The 19,895-nt window shown below is 70.9% G+C and carries 19 protein-coding genes; 15 read left to right on the forward strand and 4 right to left on the reverse strand.

The genetic code is table 11. The features are described from left to right. Positions 1 to 115 precede the first annotated feature (115 nt). The 8 genes from ACIRJR_RS36560 to ACIRJR_RS36595 all read left to right on the forward strand — a co-directional run bounded on the left by ACIRJR_RS36560 (position 116) and on the right by ACIRJR_RS36595 (position 6,986). Positions 116 to 763 carry an HAD family hydrolase gene (locus ACIRJR_RS36560; protein ID WP_403789013.1) on the forward strand — a complete coding sequence of 216 codons (648 nt, stop codon included), beginning with the start codon at positions 116 to 118 and terminating at the stop codon, positions 761 to 763. A gap of 42 nt (positions 764 to 805) precedes the next feature. Next, on the forward strand, positions 806 to 2,008 hold the full coding sequence (locus tag ACIRJR_RS36565; RefSeq protein ID WP_403789015.1) for an MFS transporter: 1,203 nt from the start codon (positions 806 to 808) through the stop codon (positions 2,006 to 2,008). Beyond that, complete coding sequence (locus ACIRJR_RS36570; RefSeq protein WP_403789017.1) at positions 1,977 to 3,149, forward strand: acetoin utilization protein AcuC; 1,173 nt, start codon at positions 1,977 to 1,979, stop codon at positions 3,147 to 3,149. Before ACIRJR_RS36565 ends, ACIRJR_RS36570 begins: the two co-directional genes overlap by 32 nt. Before the next feature lie 75 nt (positions 3,150 to 3,224). Further along, on the forward strand, positions 3,225 to 4,040 hold the full coding sequence (locus ACIRJR_RS36575; RefSeq protein WP_403789019.1) for a phosphatase: 816 nt from the start codon (positions 3,225 to 3,227) through the stop codon (positions 4,038 to 4,040). A gap of 127 nt (positions 4,041 to 4,167) precedes the next feature. Beyond that, complete coding sequence (locus ACIRJR_RS36580; RefSeq protein ID WP_014046653.1) at positions 4,168 to 4,380, forward strand: helix-turn-helix domain-containing protein; 213 nt, start codon at positions 4,168 to 4,170, stop codon at positions 4,378 to 4,380. Between the two features lie 109 nt (positions 4,381 to 4,489). Next, the gene (locus ACIRJR_RS36585; RefSeq protein WP_003948845.1) at positions 4,490 to 4,588 is read left to right on the forward strand and encodes a 30S ribosomal protein bS22; all 99 of its coding nucleotides are present in this window, start codon (positions 4,490 to 4,492) and stop codon (positions 4,586 to 4,588) included. Between the two features lie 261 nt (positions 4,589 to 4,849). Then, on the forward strand, positions 4,850 to 5,920 hold the full coding sequence (locus ACIRJR_RS36590) for an NAD-dependent epimerase/dehydratase family protein (RefSeq protein WP_403789021.1): 1,071 nt from the start codon (positions 4,850 to 4,852) through the stop codon (positions 5,918 to 5,920). Positions 5,921 to 5,936: 16 nt separating this feature from the next. Beyond that, positions 5,937 to 6,986 carry a lysophospholipid acyltransferase family protein gene (locus ACIRJR_RS36595; RefSeq protein ID WP_403789023.1) on the forward strand — a complete coding sequence of 350 codons (1,050 nt, stop codon included), beginning with the start codon at positions 5,937 to 5,939 and terminating at the stop codon, positions 6,984 to 6,986. A 186-nt stretch (positions 6,987 to 7,172) separates the two neighbouring features. Here the strand turns inward: ACIRJR_RS36595 and ACIRJR_RS36600 are convergent, their stop codons facing one another. From ACIRJR_RS36600 to ACIRJR_RS36610, 3 genes are all read right to left on the reverse strand, one after another. Beyond that, positions 7,173 to 8,369, reverse strand: coding sequence for a DUF5667 domain-containing protein (locus ACIRJR_RS36600; RefSeq protein WP_403789025.1), 1,197 nt, complete (start codon positions 8,367 to 8,369; stop codon positions 7,173 to 7,175). Positions 8,370 to 8,578: 209 nt separating this feature from the next. After that, positions 8,579 to 9,364 carry an ECF subfamily RNA polymerase sigma factor, BldN family gene (locus ACIRJR_RS36605; RefSeq protein ID WP_403789027.1) on the reverse strand — a complete coding sequence of 262 codons (786 nt, stop codon included), beginning with the start codon at positions 9,362 to 9,364 and terminating at the stop codon, positions 8,579 to 8,581. A gap of 400 nt (positions 9,365 to 9,764) precedes the next feature. Then, positions 9,765 to 10,706: an HAD family hydrolase gene (locus tag ACIRJR_RS36610; protein ID WP_403789029.1), complete on the reverse strand. Its 942-nt coding sequence runs from the start codon at positions 10,704 to 10,706 to the stop codon at positions 9,765 to 9,767. Positions 10,707 to 10,840: 134 nt separating this feature from the next. On the opposite strand from ACIRJR_RS36610, the gene ACIRJR_RS36615 reads away from it, so the two are divergent. The 6 genes from ACIRJR_RS36615 (at position 10,841) to ACIRJR_RS36640 (ending at position 17,208) form a co-directional block, all read left to right on the forward strand. After that, positions 10,841 to 11,116, forward strand: coding sequence for a glutaredoxin family protein (locus ACIRJR_RS36615; protein ID WP_403789031.1), 276 nt, complete (start codon positions 10,841 to 10,843; stop codon positions 11,114 to 11,116). 285 nt (positions 11,117 to 11,401) lie between these two features. Further along, entirely contained in the window at positions 11,402 to 12,181 is a 780-nt protein-coding gene (locus ACIRJR_RS36620) for a redox-sensing transcriptional repressor Rex (protein WP_403789033.1), read from the forward strand. Continuing rightward, positions 12,178 to 13,662, forward strand: a complete 1,485-nt coding sequence (locus ACIRJR_RS36625; RefSeq protein ID WP_403789035.1) for a glutamyl-tRNA reductase — start codon at positions 12,178 to 12,180, stop codon at positions 13,660 to 13,662. Before ACIRJR_RS36620 ends, ACIRJR_RS36625 begins: the two co-directional genes overlap by 4 nt. Continuing rightward, a complete protein-coding gene (gene hemC, locus ACIRJR_RS36630; RefSeq protein WP_403789037.1) occupies positions 13,659 to 14,645 on the forward strand; it encodes a hydroxymethylbilane synthase in 987 nt (328 codons plus the stop codon). Before ACIRJR_RS36625 ends, hemC begins: the two co-directional genes overlap by 4 nt. Continuing rightward, on the forward strand, positions 14,642 to 16,309 hold the full coding sequence (locus ACIRJR_RS36635) for a uroporphyrinogen-III synthase (RefSeq protein ID WP_403789039.1): 1,668 nt from the start codon (positions 14,642 to 14,644) through the stop codon (positions 16,307 to 16,309). Before hemC ends, ACIRJR_RS36635 begins: the two co-directional genes overlap by 4 nt. Before the next feature lie 155 nt (positions 16,310 to 16,464). Further along, a complete protein-coding gene (locus tag ACIRJR_RS36640) occupies positions 16,465 to 17,208 on the forward strand; it encodes a hypothetical protein (RefSeq protein ID WP_403789041.1) in 744 nt (247 codons plus the stop codon). 55 nt (positions 17,209 to 17,263) lie between these two features. Here ACIRJR_RS36640 and ACIRJR_RS36645 read toward each other — a convergent pair whose 3' ends face one another. Beyond that, entirely contained in the window at positions 17,264 to 18,001 is a 738-nt protein-coding gene (locus tag ACIRJR_RS36645) for a class I SAM-dependent DNA methyltransferase (protein ID WP_403789043.1), read from the reverse strand. A 199-nt stretch (positions 18,002 to 18,200) separates the two neighbouring features. Between ACIRJR_RS36645 and hemB the strand changes: the two genes are divergently transcribed. Continuing rightward, entirely contained in the window at positions 18,201 to 19,196 is a 996-nt protein-coding gene (gene hemB, locus ACIRJR_RS36650) for a porphobilinogen synthase (RefSeq protein ID WP_403789045.1), read from the forward strand. The last annotated feature ends 699 nt before the right edge of the window (positions 19,197 to 19,895 follow it).

Consider the following 19,895-nt stretch of genomic DNA (forward strand, 5'->3'; position numbering starts at 1 on the left):
TACTGCAGGGGGGACCCTGTGGGAGAGTAGGACGCCGCCGAACAATTATTCCGGGAAAGCCCCGTGCCCTTGTGGCACGGGGCTTTTCTGCGTTCGGAGCGTCTAGGGTCGAACCATGCGCTACGAACTGGTCATCTTCGACAACGACGGCGTGCTCGTCGACAGTGAGCCGATCTCCAACACCGTCCTGGCGGGCTACCTCACCGAGCTCGGCCACCCCACCTCGTACGAGGAGTCCCTCCGCGACTACATGGGGGCAGCGATCCACCGGGTCCACGACCTCGTGGAGGAGCGGACCGGCCAGAGGCTCCCCGCGGACTTCGACGAGGAGCTCCACCGCCGGACCCTCAGTGCGTTCCAGCAGGAGAGGCTGTCCGCCGTCGACGGGGTTCACGACCTGCTCGGCGAGCTCGTCGCCGACGGGGTCGCGTACTGCGTCGCCTCGTCCGGAAGCCACCAGAAGATCGCGGCCGGGCACCTGAACACCGGGCTCGACCAGTGGTTCGAGGACGAGTGGATCTTCAGCTCCGAGGACGTGGGCCGGGGGAAACCGGCCCCGGACCTGTTCCTCCACGCCGCCGAACGGATGGGCGTCGCTCCCGAGAGGTGTGTCGTGATCGAGGACAGCCCGCTCGGCGTCGAGGCGGCCCGGGCAGCGGGGATGGACGTCTACGGCTTCACGTCGATGATGCCGGCGGACCGGCTCAGCGGCGTCACCGGGCACTTCTCCGACATGTCCCAGCTGCCCAAACTTCTCGGCTGACCGATCTACCCAGCGGTAGACGGGGGCTCTACGCTCGCGGCCATGACGGATGCGCGGTTGCGGTACGGCAGAGCCTCCCTGGCCCTGAGCTTCCTGGTGCAGGGAGTGGCGTTCGCGCTGCTCGTGACGCGCATCCCCGCCATTCAGGACCGGTACGGGATATCCGACGGGCTGCTGCCCGTCTTCCTGGCCGCGGTGCCTGTCCTGGCGGGGGTCGCCAGTGTGGCCACCGAGAAGGTGGTCGCGCGCGTGCGGCCCGGGGCCGTCCTCAGGTGGGCGCAGCCCGTCGTGATGCTGGCCCTGCTGGGTGTGGGCGCCGGCAGCGAGGTATGGCAGGTGGCCCTCGCGCTCGGGGTCTTCGGCCTGGCGGTCGGGGCTCTGGACGCCTCGATGAACATGATGGGCGTCAGTCTCCAGCGCGCGTACGGGCGCAGCATCATGCTCGGGTTCCATGCCGCCTACAGTCTGGGCGGCATCGCGGGGGCGTCGATGGCGTGGGCGGGGGCGCACTGGGATCTTTCGCTGCTGGTGTCCTATCTGCCGGCGGTGGCCGTCCTGCTGCCCGCGGTGCTGATCGGCAGCCGGTGGTACACGGAGGGGAAGGCCGGCGGCGTCGTGCCGGTGGCCGATGCCGGGCAGGGTGCGTCCGTGCCGTTCAGGATGCTGCTGCCGCTCTGCATGGTGATGGCCTTCGCGTACATCGGGGACTCGACGGTCTCCAACTGGAGTGCGAAGTATCTGCAGGACGTGCTCGGCGGCTCGGAGCAGCTGGCGACGGTTCCGTACAACGTCTACATGGTGACGACGCTGGTGGGGCGGGCCGTCGGCGACCTCGGGGTGCGGCGGTTCGGCGCGGTCGCGGTGGTGCGGGGCGGCAGTGTGCTGGCCGCCGCGGGGTTCGCGGTGGTGGCGGTGGCGCCCGGTGCCTGGTGGGGGATGTGCGGCTTCACACTGCTGGGGTTCGGGTTGTGCGTGATCGTGCCGCAGACCTTCGCCGCGGCGGGCAGGATGTTCCCCGGGGCCAGCGATGTGGCCGTCGCCCGGCTGAACGTCTTCAACTACGTGGGATTCCTCGTCGGGTCGCCGCTCGTGGGGGCGCTCGGCGATGCGTGGAGCTATCGGGGCGCGATGCTCGTGCCCATGGTGCTGGTCCTCGCGACGCTTGTGTACGCCCGGTCGTTCGGCGCGGAACCCGCCCGATACGGTGGCGGGCATGAGCGGGCGCGCGCGGCTGATGTGGGATGAGGCAGTAACGGGATACGACTTCGGGTCCAGTCACCCCATGGATCCGGTCAGACTCGCCCTGACGATGGGCCTGGTGCGGGCGTACGGGCTGGACGGGGCGGTGGACGTCAGGTCGGCCAAGTCCGCCGGGGACTCCACGCTGCGGCTGGTGCACCGTGAGGACTACGTGGCGGCCGTCCGGGCGGCCTCGGCCGATCCGGGTGCGGCCGACCAGGCGTACGGGATCGGGACCGTCGACGATCCGGCCTTCGCGGGGATGCACGAGGCGTCCGCGCTCATCGCGGGGCTCTCGGTGGGGGCGGCGGAGGCGGTGTGGCGCGGGGAGAGCGCTCATGCCGTGAACTTCACCGGCGGGCTGCACCACGCGATGCCCGGGGGCGCCTCGGGTTTCTGTGTGTACAACGACCCGGCACTCGCCATCGCCCGGCTGCTGGAGCTGGGCGCTCAGCGCGTGGCGTACGTGGACGTGGACGTCCACCACGGGGACGGGGTGCAGGCGGCGTTCTGGGAGGACCCCCGGGTGCTGACCGTGTCGCTGCACGAGCACCCGCGCACGCTGTTCCCGCAGACGGGGTGGCCGGAGGAGACGGGTTCCGGGGCGGGTGAGGGCGGTGCGGTGAATGTGGCGCTGCCCGCCGGCACGGGTGACGCGGGGTGGCTGCGGGCGTTCCACGCGGTGGTCCCGGAGCTGCTGGAGGACTTCCGGCCGCAGGTGCTGGTGACCCAGCACGGTGCCGATACCCACTTCGAGGACCCGCTGGCCCACCTCGCCGTGTCGCTGGACGCGCAGCGGGCCGTCATGGAGGCGTGCCACGAGCTCGCTCACGCCTGCGCGGAGGACGGGCGCTGGGTGGCGCTGGGCGGGGGCGGTTACGCGGTGGTGGACGTGGTGCCGCGGTCCTGGACCCACCTCGTGGGGATCGCCGCCCATGCCCCGGTGGACCCGGAGTCGGTGATCCCGTCCTCGTGGCGGGACGAGGTCTACGCCCGCACGCGGCAGTTGGGCCCGGCGCGGATGACGGACGGCCGTACGCCGGTGTGGAAGCCGTGGGAGGACGGCTACGACCCGGCGGACCGGCTGGACCAGGCGGTGCTGGCGACGCGGCGCTCGGCGTTCCCGCTGCGGGGCCTGCTGGCCTGAGGGAGGTTACGCCAACGGTGGGGAGGTATCGGGGTTCCCGCCCGGGGGTGTGCCCGGTGCGGGAGCATCGGGAGGGTGTTGAGCACCGGAGCGCTGCGCGCTCATCTGCTGGCGGCCCGGATCGCCGGGCCCGTGGCCACGCCGCGGGAGACCAGTCTGCGGAGTTATCGGCTTTTCGCGGCGAGAGACCCGCGTGTGATGCTCGGGCTCGATCCGGAGCGCGCCTGGGGGGAGGGGGACCTGTTGCGGCTGATGGCCGACAAGTGTGGTGTCTCAGCCGATCCTGATCATGTGTCAGGTCCGGACGTGATCGATCCGGAGCGGACCCTGGCCGCTCTGGACGCTTTCGCGGAACGGCTCGCCGGAGCCGCGGAGCGCCGGTCTCCGGTGCTGTTCGGCACCGGGCATCCGCACCGGCTGCTCGGGTTCTACGCCGGCCTGGCAGACGCTTTGTCGGCGGCAGGGTGCGCGGTGCTCGCCCCTGCGCAGGGGCGATGTGTCGACATAACGACCCGGTTCGGCGTACGTACGTACAACCTCGACTACGTACGGGGTGTCGCGCTGGTGCGCGAACCGGGCGTGCGGGCCCCGGGTGGTGCCACCGGCGCACACACCCACTCGCCGCTGCCGGTCCGGGCCGCGCTGGAGGAGGCCGTGGACGCCGGGGGGGCGCTGCCCGAGCTGGTGGTCGGGGACCACGGGTGGGTCTGCGGGGCAGGTCAGCTGGGCATCGAGGTGATCGGGCTGGCGGATACGGATGACCCCGCGCTGTTCGTCGGCGAGGCGGAGGGGCGGGTGTCCGTCGCCGTGCCACTCGATGACGGCGTGGACGCGGACTACTACCGGCCTCTTACTCGGTATGTACTCAATCGCGCGTGTCTGTCACAGTAGGCGGCCGATCGCCTCACCTCTTCCCCACTGCATCACCCGCCCCTAATCTGGGGAGTGAGCGCACAACGACGAAGAGTCACCGGAGGGGAAGCCGGTGCGCGTCTCGTGCGGAAGGTACAGGTGGGTCATGGCTGCTGGCAGCGAGAGGCCTCTCAACGAGGTCAAGTTTCTGACCGTGGCGGAAGTCGCCTCTGTCATGAGGGTGTCGAAGATGACCGTGTACCGCTTGGTGCACAGTGGTCATCTGCCGGCGATCAGGGTGGGAAGGTCCTTCCGGGTCCCGGAGCAAGCGGTTCACGAGTATCTCCGTGAGTCCTTCGTGGGGGTGGAGTCGGCCTGACGTCGCCCTCGGATTACGTCCCTCACCCGGTGGCGGGTAGGCTAGGCCGACGTAGGTCGTGTGGGCCCAGACGCCCCGCACCAGTGAAGAGAAGTGAGCGAGGGTAGTCGTGGGCTCTGTTATCAAGAAGCGGCGCAAGCGGATGGCCAAGAAGAAGCACCGCAAGCTGCTCAAGCGCACGCGCGTTCAGCGTCGCAACAAGAAGTAAGCGAACGCGGTTCGTGAGTCCGGGGCCCTCCCGCCGTCATGGCGGGAGGGCCCCGGTGCGTTCCGGGGCCGGTGTTCCGGGCTCCTGGTGTGGGCACCGGCCGGACGCTGCGGGCTCCCCGCCGGTGCGGCGGTTCCGGTGGTATTCCCGCCATCGGTTCGGTAAAGCCTGCCTGGGGTCATCACAGGGCAACATCCACCGACTACGGTGACGGCCAGGGGAAGACCCCGCTCGGTGAAGGATCGACGGAAGGCGCTGATCTTGGGGAAGATCGTGCTCGTCACAGGTGCGGCCCGGCAGCTGGGAGGCCGTTTCGTCCGGCGTATCCAGCGTGACCCCGGGGTGGACCGGGTGATCGCCCTGGATGCCGTGGCGCCCGCGCACCAGTTGGGTGACGCCGAATTCGTCCTCGCGGACATCCGGCAGTCGGCGATCGCCAGGATCCTCGCCGAGTACTCCGTCGACACGGTCGTCCATCTGGACGTGTCCGCGAAGGCGCTCGGTGCGGGCGGCCGGACGACGGTCAAGGAGACCAACGTCATCGGCACGATGCAGCTGCTCGGCGCGTGCCAGAAGTCCCCTTCCGTGCAGCGGCTGGTGGTGAAGTCCAGCACCAACGTGTACGGCTCCGCCCCCCGCGACCCGGCGGTCTTCACCGAGACGACCTCCCCCAAGTCCCTGCCGAGCGGCGGTTTCGCGAAGGACGCGGTGGAGGTCGAGGGCTACGTCCGCGGGTTCGCCCGCCGCAGGCCGGACGTCGCCGTGTGCGTCCTGAGGTTCGCGAACATCCTGGGGCCGGAGCCGGACTCGCCGCTCGCCGACTACCTGACGCTGCCGGTCCTGCCGACGGTCCTCGGGTACGACCCCCGGCTGCAGTTCGTGCACGAGGACGACGTCGTCGACGTACTGGAGATCGCCGCGCGTGAACCCCGGCGCGGCACACTGAACAGCGGAACGTTCAACATCGCCGGCGACGGTGTGCTGCTGCTCTCGCAGTGCGCGCGCCGGCTGGGGCGGCCGACCGTGCCGGTGCTGCTGCCCGCCGTCACCTGGGTGGGGTCGGCGCTCCGCACGATCGGCATGACGGACTTCTCGCCGGAGCAGATCCGGCTGCTCACCCACGGGAGGGTGGTCTCGACCGTGCAGATGCGGGAGACGCTGGGCTTCCGTCCGGAATTCACCACGGCCGAGACCTTCGCGGAGTTCGCGCGGAGCAGGGGACCGGGGCTGCTGCCTCCCGAGCGGGTGGGCAGGGCCGTCGGGAGGCTGGCCGAGCTGCCGCTCGGCGGCGGGCCGGCCGGCAGGACACATTCGACTCACGGCGCCAGGTAGAGGAGCGCGACCGACGATGGCGGACGCCAAGGTCATTCCCTTCGACGACGACCGCTCGCGCTCCGGCGCGGGGCGGCGCAGAGGTGTGCTGCCGGGCGGAGGGCGGGTCCAGCCGCCCGCGTCGGCCGTCCCCGCGCCCGTCAGCGCCCTCCCGGGCGGTCAGGTGCCCGGAGGGGCCGCTGAGGCCGCAGGGGCCCCCTCACGCGACGAGGGGGAGGGCCCGGTGAGCGGCTGGGACCGGCGGATCGCGGGCGGGCTCGCGTTCCTGCGGCGCAGGCTCACGGGGGATTACGACGTCGACGAGTTCGGCTACGACAAGGAGCTGACCGACCAGGTCCTCATGTCGGTGCTGAGGCCGCTGGCGGACAAGTACTTCAGGGTCGAGGTCAAGGGCGTCGAGAACATCCCGTCCGACGGCGGGGCGCTCATCGTGGCCAACCACTCCGGGACGCTGCCGCTGGACGGGCTGATGCTCCAGGTCGCGGTGCACGACAACCATCCGGCCGAGCGGCATCTTCGGCTGCTCGCGGCCGACCTGGTGTTCATGCTCCCGGTGGTCAACGAGCTGGCGAGGAAGGCGGGGCACACCCTGGCGTGTGCGGAGGACGCCGAGCGGCTCCTGCAGGCCGGTGAGGTCGTCGGGGTGATGCCGGAGGGTTTCAAGGGGATCGGCAAGCCGTTCAGCGAGCGGTACAAGCTGCAGCGTTTCGGCCGGGGCGGCTTCGTGTCGACGGCGCTGCGGGCCGGGGCGCCGATCGTGCCGTGCTCGATCGTGGGCGCGGAGGAGATCTACCCGATGATCGGCAATTCGAAGACGCTGGCGCGGGTGCTGGGTGTTCCGTACTTCCCGGTCACTCCGACGTTTCCGTGGCTGGGGCCGCTGGGGATGATGCCGCTTCCGACGAAGTGGACGATCCAGTTCGGGGAGCCCATCCCCACGGACGGGTATCCGCCGGAGGCGGCGGAGGACCCGATGCTGATGTTCAACCTGACGGACCAGGTGCGGGAGCAGATCCAGCACACCCTGTACAAGCTGCTGGTGCAGCGCAGGTCGGTCTTCTTCTGACGGGCGCGGGCGCGGCCCGCACCGCGCACGCCCGCACCGCGCACGCGGGGAGCCCGTGCCAGGCACGCGGAGAGCGCGTGCCAGGCACGCGGAGAGCGCGTGCCAGGCACGCGGAGAGCGTGTGCCACACACGCGGGAAGGGGGGCCGTCCGGTCGGGACGGCCCCCCTTCCCGCGTGCGGTCGCCCTACGGCTCGATGTCCTCGCCGTCGATGCCCAGACCGGGCAGCAGGCCCGGGAGCAGCGGAGGCAGGGTGACGTCGGGCGCGGGGGACGTGCCCGACGGGCCGTCCGGGGACGACGGGGTGGTGCCGTCCGTCGGGAGGTCGTCGAGCAGGCCGTCCGTGCCGCCGTCGAGCAGGCCGTCCGCCGGACTGCTGTCGGAGCCGGAGGGCTTCGGGGTGGTGCCGGTGGACGCGCTGTCGTGCGGGGCCGCGGAGGAGGCGGGCGCCCTGCGGTCCGGGGCCGAGGAGCCCTCGTCCTCCTGGGGGGCGCCTGCCGGTGGTGCGTCCCCGCCGCTGTCCGGCGTCCGGGGCAGCAGGGACTTCAGCGGTGCGACCTCCTGCTCCATGGCCTCGAAGACGCTGCTGACCTTGTCGCCGACGTCGGTCAGCTGGACGGGCAGCCGCTCGCGGAGGCTGCTCCAGCTCGCGCGGTGCGAGCGGGAGAAGGAGTCCAGGGTCTGGATGGGTCCGATGGATCCGTCGCGCTGGTAGGCGGTGTGGAGCAGTCGGTGGCCCTCGGTGGCGTCGTGCCTCACGCTGTCGAGCGCGCGCCTGACCTCGCCGATCGCCTCGTGGTCCATCTCGCCCGCGCGGCCGCGCTCCATCAGCCGGCGGGCCTCGCTGAGGCGGGTCGAGGCCTGGTCGAGATAGGCCTCGCCCCGGTCGGCTTCGCCGTCGGCCATTCTGAGACTGATGTCCTCCATCCCGCGCTTGAGCGGGTAGAGGGAATCACCGGGCAGGGCGTCGGAACTGGCAGCTGCCACTCCGCCGAATGCTCCCGCGGCCACACCGACGGTGAGTCCGCCCGCGGTGAGGCCCTTCGCCCAGCGGGAGCGGGGCCGCAGCTTCTTGAGCGGGGAGGCCCGGTGAGCTCCCCTGGTCCGCTGCTCGGGCACCGTAGGGCCCGTGGACGCACCGCCTTCGGCGAACATGGTCTCCATGGCCGCGACGAGCTGTGCTCGCTGCACCACTTTGACCTCGGGATCGAATTCCGGCTCCGGTAGCTCACCGAGGCCGTTCGCCAGGGCCAACAGCGTTCCGTGGTCGGCCGGTTGGGCCGGGTCCTCGGGCTGTACGGCCGCCGCACCCTGGGGGGACTGTTCCTCCAGGGCCTGGGCGAAGGCGTTCGCCCGCCGGTGTGCCGAAACGTTTGCGATCACTGGCGGCACCTCCTCTCGTCGTGACGGTCGACTCCCCTGAGGGTCCGGAAGGTTGCCCACCGGAGACGTTTCCACACGATCGAGCGAGTGGAAACGGTCAGGTGTGGCGACAGGGGGCCTGCATCCGGCACAACGAGTGGCGCGGCAGTTGGGTTACGGACGAAAGATGATCCGATCGGTGTGTCACGGACACGTCACACAAGGTGACGTCAGCGGGCGTCGTCCGGCAGAAGTCGTGCGAGCGTCCGCACGGCTCGGTACTGCAAGGTCTTGATCGCGCCCTCGTTCTTTCCCATGACCCGGGCCGTCTCGGCGACCGAGAGCCCCTGGAGGAATCTCAGGGTCACGCACTCCTGCTGCTGCGGGTTGAGGCGGCGTACGGCTTGCAGCAGTGCGGCGTTGGAGAGGGACTCCAGGACGGAGTCCTCCGGGCTCCGCGCGACCTCGTTGGCGTCGAGCATTTCACCGGTGGTCACTTCCAGTCGGAAACGACTGGATTTGAAGTGGTCGGCGACCAGGTTGCGAGCGATCGTGACCAACCAGGCGCCGAAATCGCGGCCCTGCCAGGTGAAGGTGGAGATGCGGCGCAGTGCGCGCAGGAACGTCTCGCTGGTGAGGTCCTCCGCTGTCGCCTTCCCTCCCACGCGGTAGTAGATGTACCGGTACACGGTGTCGCTGTACTGGTCGTACAGGCGGCCGAAGGCCTCGGCCTCACCGGCCTGCGCGCGCTCGACGAGATCCATCATGCGCGCGCTGTCGCTGTCGGCTGCCGGCCGACGGGCGGGAGCCGACGACGCGGTGGTCGTGGCGGCGCGGTTGCTCCGTCTTCCGACGGCCGCGCTGCGTTCGGCCAGCGCGTAGCAAGGGCCGGCAGGTACAGGGGTGGCAAATTGGGGGACGGCGTACGCGGTGGGGACGAAACCGCGCAAGTGGTCGAGGACCGTTGCGCGGAGCGTAGCCAGGCCCGAGGTGTCAACCCCGACGTGTGGGTACACGGGACTCCCAGAGGCAGAGCTTCCATCACGTGCAGTTCGAAAACCGTCACTCGTGGTAGCGAGAGGCGGGCTCTTTGTGCGTCTGAGGAGAATAACGCTTCGTACAGGCCGTGCTACACCCAGTTGTCAAAATCACCGATTCCGTCGCTTCGGTGACCTCTAAGTGACGGTTCAAGTGGCATATCGTGACCGGTTATTGATCGAATGGCTTCGGGATCTGTCTGCGGCGGCGACGGGTTGTGGTCGCCCGCACGCAACGCGACTGGCCGGGGCGATGGGTGTCCCCGCCCGCTGTTCCGCTCCCGATTGGCCGTACGCCCCCGGGCGTGCCGCTTTCCGCCGCCCGCGGGCGGCAGGGCGGACGGGGGTCCGGACGGGGTGCGGGTTCCTGGGGTGAGGGTCAGCGGCGGCGGCGGTGGAGCGCGACGGCCGCCGCCGTGCCGCCCGCCAGGGCGCCGACGCCCGCCGCGGCCGGGATGCCCACCTTGGCCGCCTTGCGGCCGGTGCGGTAGTCGCGCAGCCGCCAGTCCAGGGAGCGGGCGTGCTTGCGCAGTTTGGCGTCCGGGTTGATCGCGTACGGGTGGCCGACCAGGGACAGCATCGGGATGTCGTTGTGCGAGTCGCTGTACGCCGCGCACCGCTCCAGGTCCAGTCCCTCGGCCGCCGCGAGGGCGCGTACCGCCTCGGCCTTCGCCGGGCCGTGGAGGGGTTCGCCGACCAGCCGGCCGGTGTAGACGCCGTCCACCGATTCGGCGACCGTGCCCAGGGCGCCGGTGAGGCCCAGGCGGCGGGCGATGATCGTGGCGGTCTCCACCGGGGCGGCGGTGACCAGCCAGACCTTCTGGCCCGCGTCGAGGTGGGCCTGGGCCAGGGCGCGGGTGCCCGGCCAGATGCGGTCGGCCATGTACTCGTCGTAGATCTCCTCGCCGATGGACATCAGCTCGGAGACGCGGTGGCCCTTGACGATGGACAGGGCGCTGTCGCGGGCGTCCTGCATGTGCTCGGGGTCCTCGACGCCGGCCAGCCTGAACCAGGCCTGCTGCCAGGCGAACCTGGTCAGCTCGCGGCGCTGGAAGAACTTCCGCTTGTACAGGCCGCGGCCGAAGTGGAAGATCGCGGCGCCCTGCATCACGGTGTTGTCGAGGTCGAAGAAGGCGGCGGCCCGGGTGTCACCGGCCACCGGGAACGGGGGCTCCCCGGCCTCTTCGGAGGCGGCCGGCAGCTCTTCGGCACCGGTGGGGAGTGCCGACTTCCGCGCTGCCTCGGCTGCGGCCTCGCCTGCGAGCACGCTGCGTGCCGTGGCGGGGCGCCTGCGGGGGGTGAGCCATCCAAGAGCGGCCATGTCGTGAGCATAGCCATTGTGTTCGGCACTTCCCGACCCGGCGGGATGCGGCGGTGTGAACTCTCCGGAACCGGGACGTTAAACGGGTGATTCCGCGGATCCGCCGGCCCGGGGGAGAGGCGCAGAATGAAGGTATGAGTGCACTGCTGCGTCGTACGAAGAAGAAGCCCGCGGACCGGGTGGTGACCCTCGTGGGGAAGCCCGGGTGCCATCTCTGTGACGACGCGCGGACGGTGGTGAGCGCGGTCTGCGAGGAGACCGGGGCGTCCTGGGTGGAGAAGGACATCACGCGGGACGAGGCGCTGCACGAGGAGTACTGGGAGCAGATCCCGGTGGTCCTCATCGACGGCGAGCAGCACACCTTCTGGCGTGTGGATCCGGTGAGGCTGCGCACGGCCCTGCGTACGTGAGGGGGCTTCCGCGGCGAAACCCGGTTAACATCGTGGGCGTTTTGAGTGGTCTCGGGGGCGTGGACATGAGGAGTGTGTACCGTCTTGCCCCCTTCGGGCCCGCAACGGGCTGATGGTGTCCCGGGTTCCGGGATCGTGCCGGGAATATGCGTGACCCCGGTCACTTTGACCGGACAAAACGGACACCATCTTTGTGCACGCGTTCACAAAGACATAGCCTGCTGTCGACGGGGCGGTCATAGGACATACGGCCGCCTGCAGCCCCGCTCATCCCGCAGGAGCACCGTGGCAACTGGCCGAACTCACCGACCGGCGACCCGTAGCCGAGGAATTCCCGAGGCCACCGTCGCCCGGCTTCCGCTGTATCTCCGTGCACTGACGGCGCTGTCCGAGCGCTCGGTCCCCACGGTGTCCTCCGAGGAACTCGCCGCGGCGGCAGGGGTCAATTCCGCCAAGCTGCGGAAGGACTTCAGCTACCTGGGTTCCTACGGCACGCGTGGTGTCGGGTACGACGTCGAATATCTCGTCTACCAGATCTCCCGTGAGCTGGGCCTCACGCAGGACTGGCCGGTCGCGATCGTCGGCATCGGTAACCTCGGCGCCGCGCTCGCCAACTACGGCGGCTTCGCCTCCCGTGGTTTCCGTGTCGCGGCACTGATCGACGCCGACCCCGCCATGGCGGGCACACCGGTGGCCGGGATCGCCGTGCAGCACACCGACGACCTCGACCGGATCATCAGCGACAACGGCGTGTCGATCGGTGTCATCACCACCCCGCCCGGCGCGGCCCAGCAGGTCTGCGACCGGCTCGTCGCCGCGGGCGTGACCTCCATCCTCAACTTCGCGCCGACGGTGCTCTCCGTGCCCGAAGGCGTCGACGTGCGCAAGGTCGACCTCTCGATCGAGCTGCAGATCCTCGCCTTCCACGAGCAGCGCAAGGCCGGCGAGGAAGCCGCCGCCGACGGCAGGGCGGTCGTGGACGCCGACGACGCGCCTCCCATGCGCGCCACGCCCACCGGCCGGAAGGGACCTGACGGGGACATGCCCGCCGTGATGCCGGCATGAGTCTCCTGGTCGTCGGACTGAGCCACCGCAGCGCCCCCGTCTCCGTACTGGAGAGGGCGTCGCTGGCGGTCGAGGCCCGGACGAAGCTGCTTCAGGACACCCTGGCGGCGGAGCCCGCGACGGAGGCCACCGTCCTGGCCACCTGCAACCGCATCGAGCTGTACGCGGACGTGGACAAGTTCCACGCGGGCGTCGCCGAGCTGTCCACCCTGCTCGCACAGCACAGCGGGGTCGGGCTGGACGAGCTCACTCCCTATCTTTATGTGCACTACGAGGACCGCGCCGTCCACCACCTGTTCTCGGTGGCGTGCGGGCTGGACTCGATGGTCGTCGGCGAGGGCCAGATCCTCGGTCAGATCAAGAACGCGCTCGCGCTGGGGCAGGAGCTCCACACCGCGGGCCGTCTGCTGAACGACCTCTTCCAGCAGGCGCTGCGCGTGGGCAAGCGCGCCCACAGCGAGACCGGGATCGACCGGGCCGGGCAGTCGCTCGTCACCTTCGGTCTCGAGCAGCTGGCCGACGGCGCCGAGGTCACCGAGTGGGCGGCCGGCAAGTGCGCCCTGGTGATCGGCGCGGGCTCGATGTCCTCGCTCGCCGCCGCCACCCTGGCCCGTGCCGGCGTCGAGGAGATCGTCGTCGCCAACCGGACCCGGGCACGTGCCGACCGCCTCGTCGAGATCCTCGGCCAGGCCGGTGTCCCGACGGCGCGCGCCGTGGAGATGGGACGGGTGGCCGGTGAACTGACACGTGCCGACATCGTCGTGTCCTGTACCGGCGCGACCGGGCTCGTCCTGACCGCGGAGGGCGTCGCCGACGCGCTCGGTGTCGACTTCGACAGTGCCGCGCACGCGCCCGAGGCTCCCGCGCACGCCGCACCCGGCGAGCTGGACCAGCACGCGGCGTGGGTGGAGAACGGTTCCGCCGCTCAGGACCGCGCCGTGCGCCGGGTGCCCGCGCGGCCGGCTGCCACCGGCCCTGTCCGGATCCACCTGCTCGACCTCGCGATGCCGCGCGACATCGACGGAGCGGCCCACCGCATCGCCGGTGTGCGCCTCGTCGACATCGAGTCGCTCGCCGAGGCGTCCGCGGACGCCCCGATGGCCGCCGATGTGGACCAGGTGCGCACCATCGTCGCCGACGAGGTCGCCGCCTTCGGAGCCGCGCAGCGCGCCGCCCACATCACTCCGACCGTCGTCGCCCTGCGCACCATGGCCGCCGATGTGGTGGCCGGCGAGATCGCGCGGCTGGACGGGCGGCTCCCCGACCTGGACGAGAAGCAGCGCGCCGAGATCACGCAGACCGTGCGCCGCGTCGTCGACAAGCTCCTGCACGCGCCCACCGTGCGGGTCAAGCAGCTCGCCAGCGAGCCCGGCGGCGCCGGGTACGCCGATGCGCTGCGTGAACTCTTCGACCTCGACCCGCAGACGGTGGCCGCCGTCTCACGGGCAGACCTGAACGACCCGAATAGAGGGCGGTCATGACCGACAACTCACCCCTGGGCGGGGAGACCACCACACCTCTCCGGCTGGGCACCCGGCGCAGCAAGCTCGCCATGGCGCAGTCCGGCATGGTCGCCGACGCGGTCCGCGAGGTGACCGGGCGTGCCGTGGAGCTCGTCGAGATCACCACGTACGGGGACGTCTCCCGGGAGAACCTGGCGCAGATCGGCGGGACCGGAGTGTTCGTCGCCGCGCTGCGCGAGGCTCTGCTGAGCGGCGAGGTGGACTTCGCCGTCCACTCGCTCAAGGACCTTCCGACGGTGCAGCCCGAGGGCCTCGTCCTGGCCGCGGTGCCGGTGCGCGAGGACCCGCGTGACGCGCTGGTGGCGCGGGACGGACGGTCCTTCGAGCAGCTGCCGTCCGGGGCCCGCATCGGCACCGGTTCGCCGCGCCGCATGGCGCAGCTCAACGCGTACGCCCGCTCGCACGGCCTCGAGATAGAGACCGTCGCGATCCGCGGCAACGTCGATACGCGCATTGGTTTTGTACGAAGCGGGGAGCTGGACGCGGTGGTACTCGCCGCCGCCGGGCTCAGCCGCCTCGGACGCTCGGACGAGGTCACCGGCTTCCTGCCGGCCGACACCGTCCTGCCCGCTCCCGGCCAGGGAGCACTGGCGATCGAATGTGCTGAAAGCAGCACGGACCTCGCCGCGGCACTCGCCGAGCTCGACGACCCGTACACCCGGGTCGCCGTGACCGCCGAGCGCGCCCTGCTCAACGCCCTGGAAGCCGGCTGTTCCGCACCTGTGGGTGCGCTGGCCGACTTCCTGGCCGATGGGCAGGTTGTCAACGAACTGCGCCTGCGCGGTGTCGTCGGTTCGACCGACGGCGCTTCCCTGGTGCAGCTGTCCATCACCGGTCCCGTCCCCACGTCGCACGACGACGCGGCGGCCCTCGGTCGCGAGCTCGCGGCCGAGATGCTTGCCAAGGGTGCGGCCGGTCTTATGGGGGAGCGAGCACTTTGAGCCCCACCGGCCCTGTCGTATCCGACTTCCCTGTCCTGGCTTCAGGGCATGTCACCTTCCTCGGCGCCGGTCCCGGCGACCCGGGACTGCTGACCCTGCGCGCTGTTGAAGCGCTTGCGAGCGCGGACGTCCTTGTCGCCGAACCCGAGGTTCTCGACGTCGTCCGCTGCCATGCGCGGACAGGGGTAAGCACACCTGAGATGACGGTTGTTGACGTGGCGTCAACACCCGCCGGAGTACCCGTCCTCAGGGATGCCGCCAATCTTGTCATGGAGGCAGCGAAGGGCGGCAGGCGGGTGGTGCGTGCTGTTTCGGGCGATCCCGGCCTGGACGGCAACACGGGTGCCGAGATGCTCGCCTGCGCTGCCGCGGGTGTGCCCTTCGAGGTCGTGCCCGGCATCGCGAACGCGGTCGGTGTGCCCGCGTACGCCGGTGTCCCGCTGCGTGACGCGCAGGGTGCTGACGTCCGCTTCGTCGACGCGCGTACGGCGTCGGACCGCTGCTGGTCCGAGGTCGGCGCGAGTGACGCGACCGCGGTCGTGTCCGCGTCGCTCGACTCGGTGGCCGCGGCCGCCGGTGAGCTGGTCTCGGCGGGCCGCAAGCCCGACACCCCGCTCACGGTCACGATCGCCGGGACGACGACCCGCCAGCGCACCTGGACGGCGACCCTCGGCACGATCGCCCAGGTCCTGAAGCAGGCGAAGGTCCTCCCGTCGCCCGACGGACACCTGCCGGTCATAGCCGTGGTCGGGGAGCGCAGCTCCGCCGCCCAGCGCGACCAGCTCGCGTGGTTCGAGTCCAAGCCGCTGTTCGGCTGGAAGGTGCTCGTGCCGCGTACGAAGGAGCAGGCGGCGTCGCTCTCCGACCAGCTGCGTTCGTACGGTGCCGTGCCGCACGAGGTCCCGACGATCGCCGTCGAGCCGCCGCGTACGCCCCAGCAGATGGAGCGCGCGGTCAAGGGCCTGGTCACGGGCCGCTACGAGTGGATCGCCTTCACGTCGGTGAACGCGGTGAAGGCCGTCCGGGAGAAGTTCGAGGAGTACGGGCTCGACGCCCGTGCCTTCGCCGGGATCAAGGTCGCCGCCGTCGGTGAGCAGACGGGTGCCGCGCTGGTCGACTTCGGCGTGAAGCCGGACCTGATGCCGTCCGGTGAGCAGTCGGCCGCGGGTCTGCTGGAGGACTGGCCGCCGTACGACCCGGTCTTCGACCCGATCGACCGGGTGTTCCTGCCGCGTGCGGACATCGCCACCGAGACCCTGGTGGCCGGGCTGATCGAGCTCGGCTGGGAGGTCGACGACGTCACCGCGTACCGCACGGTCCGCGCTTCGCCGCCGCCGGCCGACACCCGCGAGGCGATCAAGGGCGGCGGCTTCGACGCGGTGCTCTTCACCTCGTCCTCGACCGTCCGCAACCTGGTCGGTATCGCGGGCAAGCCGCACAACGTGACGGTGATCGCGTGCATCGGTCCCGCCACGGCGAAGACCGCCGAGGAGCACGGCCTGCGGGTCGACGTCCTGTCCCCGGAGCCTTCGGTCCACAAGCTGGCCCAGGCGCTGGCGGACTTCGGCGCGCAGCGCCGGGACGCGGCGAAGGAGGCAGGGGACCCGGTGACCCGGCCGAGCGAGCGGCGCCCGGGTGCCAGGCGCCGCCGGACGACCACCTGAGGGTCGTCGTGTGAGTGTGGGGCCCGGTCGCTTCCTTGGGGGAGCGGCCGGGCCTCTCGCGTACTCGGCGACGGCTGGGCGCTCTTGGCGCGCCGGGGGCGCGGTGAGATCCTCTGGCGGGCGGTGGCGGCCGGGTGAGAGGTCAGGGGGGGCCGATGATTTCCGAGCCGGAGATGGTCGGGGACGGTGGTGCGGCGGAACTCCGCGACGTGGTGGGCGGCCCGGTGCCCGGGGAGCGCCGTCCGCGAGGCCGGTGGCTGTGGGCCGTGGGCGGGATGGCCGTGGCCTCCGCCCTGTGGGCGGCAGCGGTTCTGGTGTACGGCGCCGACGGGGGGAGGCCGGACACGCACGGCTACCGGCTGGACGCCGACCCCTGCCCCACGCTGCGACTGGCGTCGATCCGGACGGTGCTCGGACCGCGTGAGTCCACCGCGCCGAATCCCTCGCGGCTGCTGCGGCACCCGGCGCTCGACGAGATCCGGTGCGACATCCCGTTGCGGGCGTCCGACGGGCCCGGGAGCGAGCGGGTCGCCTACACCGTGGGTGTCAGGGTCGAGGTGCACAAGGAGATCGATCCGCGGGTGGAGTTCGAGGCGCGGCAACGGGTCACCGGGCAGGGCTTCGAGCCCGGGGCGGAGCTGGAGTCCGTACCGGATCTGGGGGACCTCGCGTATCTGCTGACCTCGCGCACCGGGAACGTCCGCCAGGAGCTCCGGGTGCTGGACGGCGGGGCGGTCTTCTCGTTGGAGCTCCTCGCCTTTCCCGTGTACGAGGACGCGGATGCCGCGAGTGCCGGGGAGGGGCGGCGAGGGGCGGGCCTTCCCGACCTGGTTCCTCACCGGGCGGCGATGATCAGTGACATGCGGGATCTGATGGCCGCCGTGAAGGGGGACGGGTGAGGGCCGGGGCGGGATCCACCTGCCCCGCTGGGGGCGTGCGATCGAGTTCTCTGGCTCAGACCGGCTTGCGCCACACGGAGATGTGCTTCGTGGAGTCCTGGGTGAAGGGCGTCCCGTCCCAGTCCGCGACGCGGCGTTCCAGTGCGAGCCCGGCGATGCGTGCCATCAGGTCGAGCTCGGCGGGCCAGGCGTACCGGTGCCGGGAGGCGCCGCGGCGGTAGTGGCCGTCGTCGTCGCGGGTGAAGTGGTGTGAGACGAGCAGCTGTTCGGCGAGGTCGAAGGTGTCGAAGCCGAGGTGCCGCTCGGAGACGTCGAACGGCACCGCGACCTGGCCTGGCGGCAGGAACCGCAGGGGTGGCACGCCCAGCTCGATGACGAACCGGCCGCCGGGCTCCAGATGGCGTGCGGCGTTGCGGAAGCACTCGACCTGCTCGTCCTGGGTGAGCAGGTTCGTGATGGTGTTGTAGACGAGGTAGACCAGGGCGAACTCGCCGGGCACGACCGTGGTGGCCATGTCCCCGAGGGTCACCGGAAGCGTGTCCTCGTCGGCCTTGCCCCGCAGCACCGCTGCCATGTGCTCGGACAGTTCGATGCCTGCCACCGGTACGCCGCGTTCCCTGAGCGGGATGCCCACGCGGCCGGTTCCGATGGCGAACTCCAGGGCCCGGCCGTCTCCGGCGAGGTCGGCGAGGAAGGCGAGGTTCGGTTCGAGGAAGGCGGCCGAGGACCTTTCGGCCTCCTCGGCGTCGTAGCGGTCGGCGGTCGCGCGGGTCCACAGGTCGCTGCTTGTCACGAGCGGGCACTCTGCCGGGTGTCCGTGACCTCTGTCGACCGGTTTTTCCCTGGCGTGGGCCTGTCGCGGACCTGTCGGGCGACGGTGTGGAGCTGGGCGGCGAGCCGGCCCCCGGCGGTCCGGCCGGCCGTCCGGGAGGCCGTTTTTTCCGGGTCGGCTGTCGGTAAACCGGTGATGTGTACGGGTCTAGTCTCGAAGGATGACTGAGTACGGAAACTTCCCCGGCTCGCGGCCCCGCCGGCTGCGGACGACCCCCGTCATGCGGCGCATGGTTGCCGAGACCCGGCTCGACCCGGCGAATCTGATCCTGCCCGCGTTCGTACGGGAGGGCATCGACGCCCCGGTCGCCATCTCGGCCATGCCCGGTGTCCAGCAGCACACCCTGGACACGCTGCGGAAGGCGGCCGTCGACGCCGTCTCGGCGGGTGTCTCGGGGATCATGCTCTTCGGGGTCCCGCTGGACGAGAAGAAGGACGGCCGGGGCACGGCGGGGACCGACCCGGACGGCATCCTCCAGGTCGGTCTGCGGGCGGTGCGGGAAGAGGTCGGCGACGACCTGGTGATCATGTCCGACCTCTGTCTGGACGAGTACACCGACCACGGGCACTGCGGGGTGCTGACCGAGGACGGCCGCGTGGACAACGACGCGACGCTGGAGCGGTACGCCGAGATGGCCCAGGTCCAGGCCGACGCGGGCGCGCACGTGGTGGGACCCAGCGGCATGATGGACGGCCAGGTCGGCGTGGTCCGCGACGCGCTGGACCAGACGGGCCACGAGGACGTGTCGATCCTCGCCTACACCGCGAAGTACTCCTCGGCCTTCTACGGCCCGTTCCGGGAGGCGGTGGGCTCCTCGCTCCAGGGTGACCGCAAGACGTACCAGCAGGACCCGGCGAACGTCCGGGAGTCGCTGCGGGAGCTGGCGCTCGACCTGGAGGAGGGCGCCGACATGGTCATGGTCAAGCCCGCCGGGCCCTACCTGGACATCCTCGCCAAGGTCGCCGACGCGGTGGACGTGCCGGTCGCGGCGTACCAGATCAGCGGCGAGTACGCGATGATCGAGGCCGCCGCGGAGAAGGGCTGGATCGACCGGGACGCGGCGATCCTGGAGAGCCTGACGGGCATCCGGCGCGCGGGCGCCCGGATGATCCTCACGTACTGGGCCACGGAGGTCGCGCAGAAGCTGGGGCGCTGACGCTCGGCGGCAGGGTCTTGGAGGCGGGCCACGAGCGAGCCCCACCTCGTCCAGGTCGACCTCATCAAGGACGCGGACCTCGATGACCTGGACGCCCGTGCGGAGGGCCTGATCGAAGGGCTCGGCGAGGGCGAGAAGCGGGCCGCCCGGCAGCGGTTCGGGCGGTACGAGCAGCTGATCGGGTCGCCCGCATCCGGGAACTGGCCGGGGGCTGCTGGAGCACTGGGATGCCCGCAGCACGGAGATGGAGAAGCTGACGGGCCTCCGCCGACCGGGGCCGGGGCGATGGCGTGAAGCCGGCGCTCGAAGCTCGGGCTTCGGGCGCCGGGTTTCGAGGGACGAGCTTCGGAAGGGGCGCGGTCACTCTTCCGGGGGACGTCTGCGGGGGCGCGGGTCCGATGCTTGAGCTTCGGGACCCGGGCGGCGAGATACGGGCTTCGGGATTCGAGCGCCTTCTTTACCCGGTAGGTAGAAGAGGGTTTGGGTAAACCTCCCCGACCTCCCTGACCCGTCACGAGCAGCAAGTATGACTAATCGTGACCGACTTGCAGCGGAGTGTGGCGACTGCTTACGGTGCGGAAACCAGAACGACCCCGACGCGGTGCTAGTGCCGCATCAGGCAACGTTTGCCCTGTTGTGATGTGACGCGCCGTTTCGGTGCTGTGCCGGGCGGCGCGTGGCCGTCACCCTGTCCGGGTG

Origin of the sequence: Streptomyces sp. NPDC102402, assembly GCF_044765765.1 — a bacterium.
Taxonomy (GTDB): Bacteria; Actinomycetota; Actinomycetes; order Streptomycetales; family Streptomycetaceae; genus Streptomyces.

Coding starts and splice junctions, on each gene's coding strand:
- ACIRJR_RS36580 (WP_014046653.1), top strand. CDS start 4,168: ATGGCTGCTGGCAGCGAGAGGCCTCTCAACGAGGTCAAGTTTCTGACC.
- ACIRJR_RS36560 (WP_403789013.1), top strand. CDS start 116: ATGCGCTACGAACTGGTCATCTTCGACAACGACGGCGTGCTCGTCGAC.
- hemB (WP_403789045.1), top strand. CDS start 18,201: ATGACTGAGTACGGAAACTTCCCCGGCTCGCGGCCCCGCCGGCTGCGG.
- ACIRJR_RS36610 (WP_403789029.1), bottom strand. CDS start 10,706: ATGGCCGCTCTTGGATGGCTCACCCCCCGCAGGCGCCCCGCCACGGCA.
- ACIRJR_RS36565 (WP_403789015.1), top strand. CDS start 806: ATGACGGATGCGCGGTTGCGGTACGGCAGAGCCTCCCTGGCCCTGAGC.
- ACIRJR_RS36615 (WP_403789031.1), top strand. CDS start 10,841: ATGAGTGCACTGCTGCGTCGTACGAAGAAGAAGCCCGCGGACCGGGTG.
- ACIRJR_RS36595 (WP_403789023.1), top strand. CDS start 5,937: ATGGCGGACGCCAAGGTCATTCCCTTCGACGACGACCGCTCGCGCTCC.
- ACIRJR_RS36625 (WP_403789035.1), top strand. CDS start 12,178: ATGAGTCTCCTGGTCGTCGGACTGAGCCACCGCAGCGCCCCCGTCTCC.
- hemC (WP_403789037.1), top strand. CDS start 13,659: ATGACCGACAACTCACCCCTGGGCGGGGAGACCACCACACCTCTCCGG.
- ACIRJR_RS36570 (WP_403789017.1), top strand. CDS start 1,977: ATGAGCGGGCGCGCGCGGCTGATGTGGGATGAGGCAGTAACGGGATAC.
- ACIRJR_RS36640 (WP_403789041.1), top strand. CDS start 16,465: ATGATTTCCGAGCCGGAGATGGTCGGGGACGGTGGTGCGGCGGAACTC.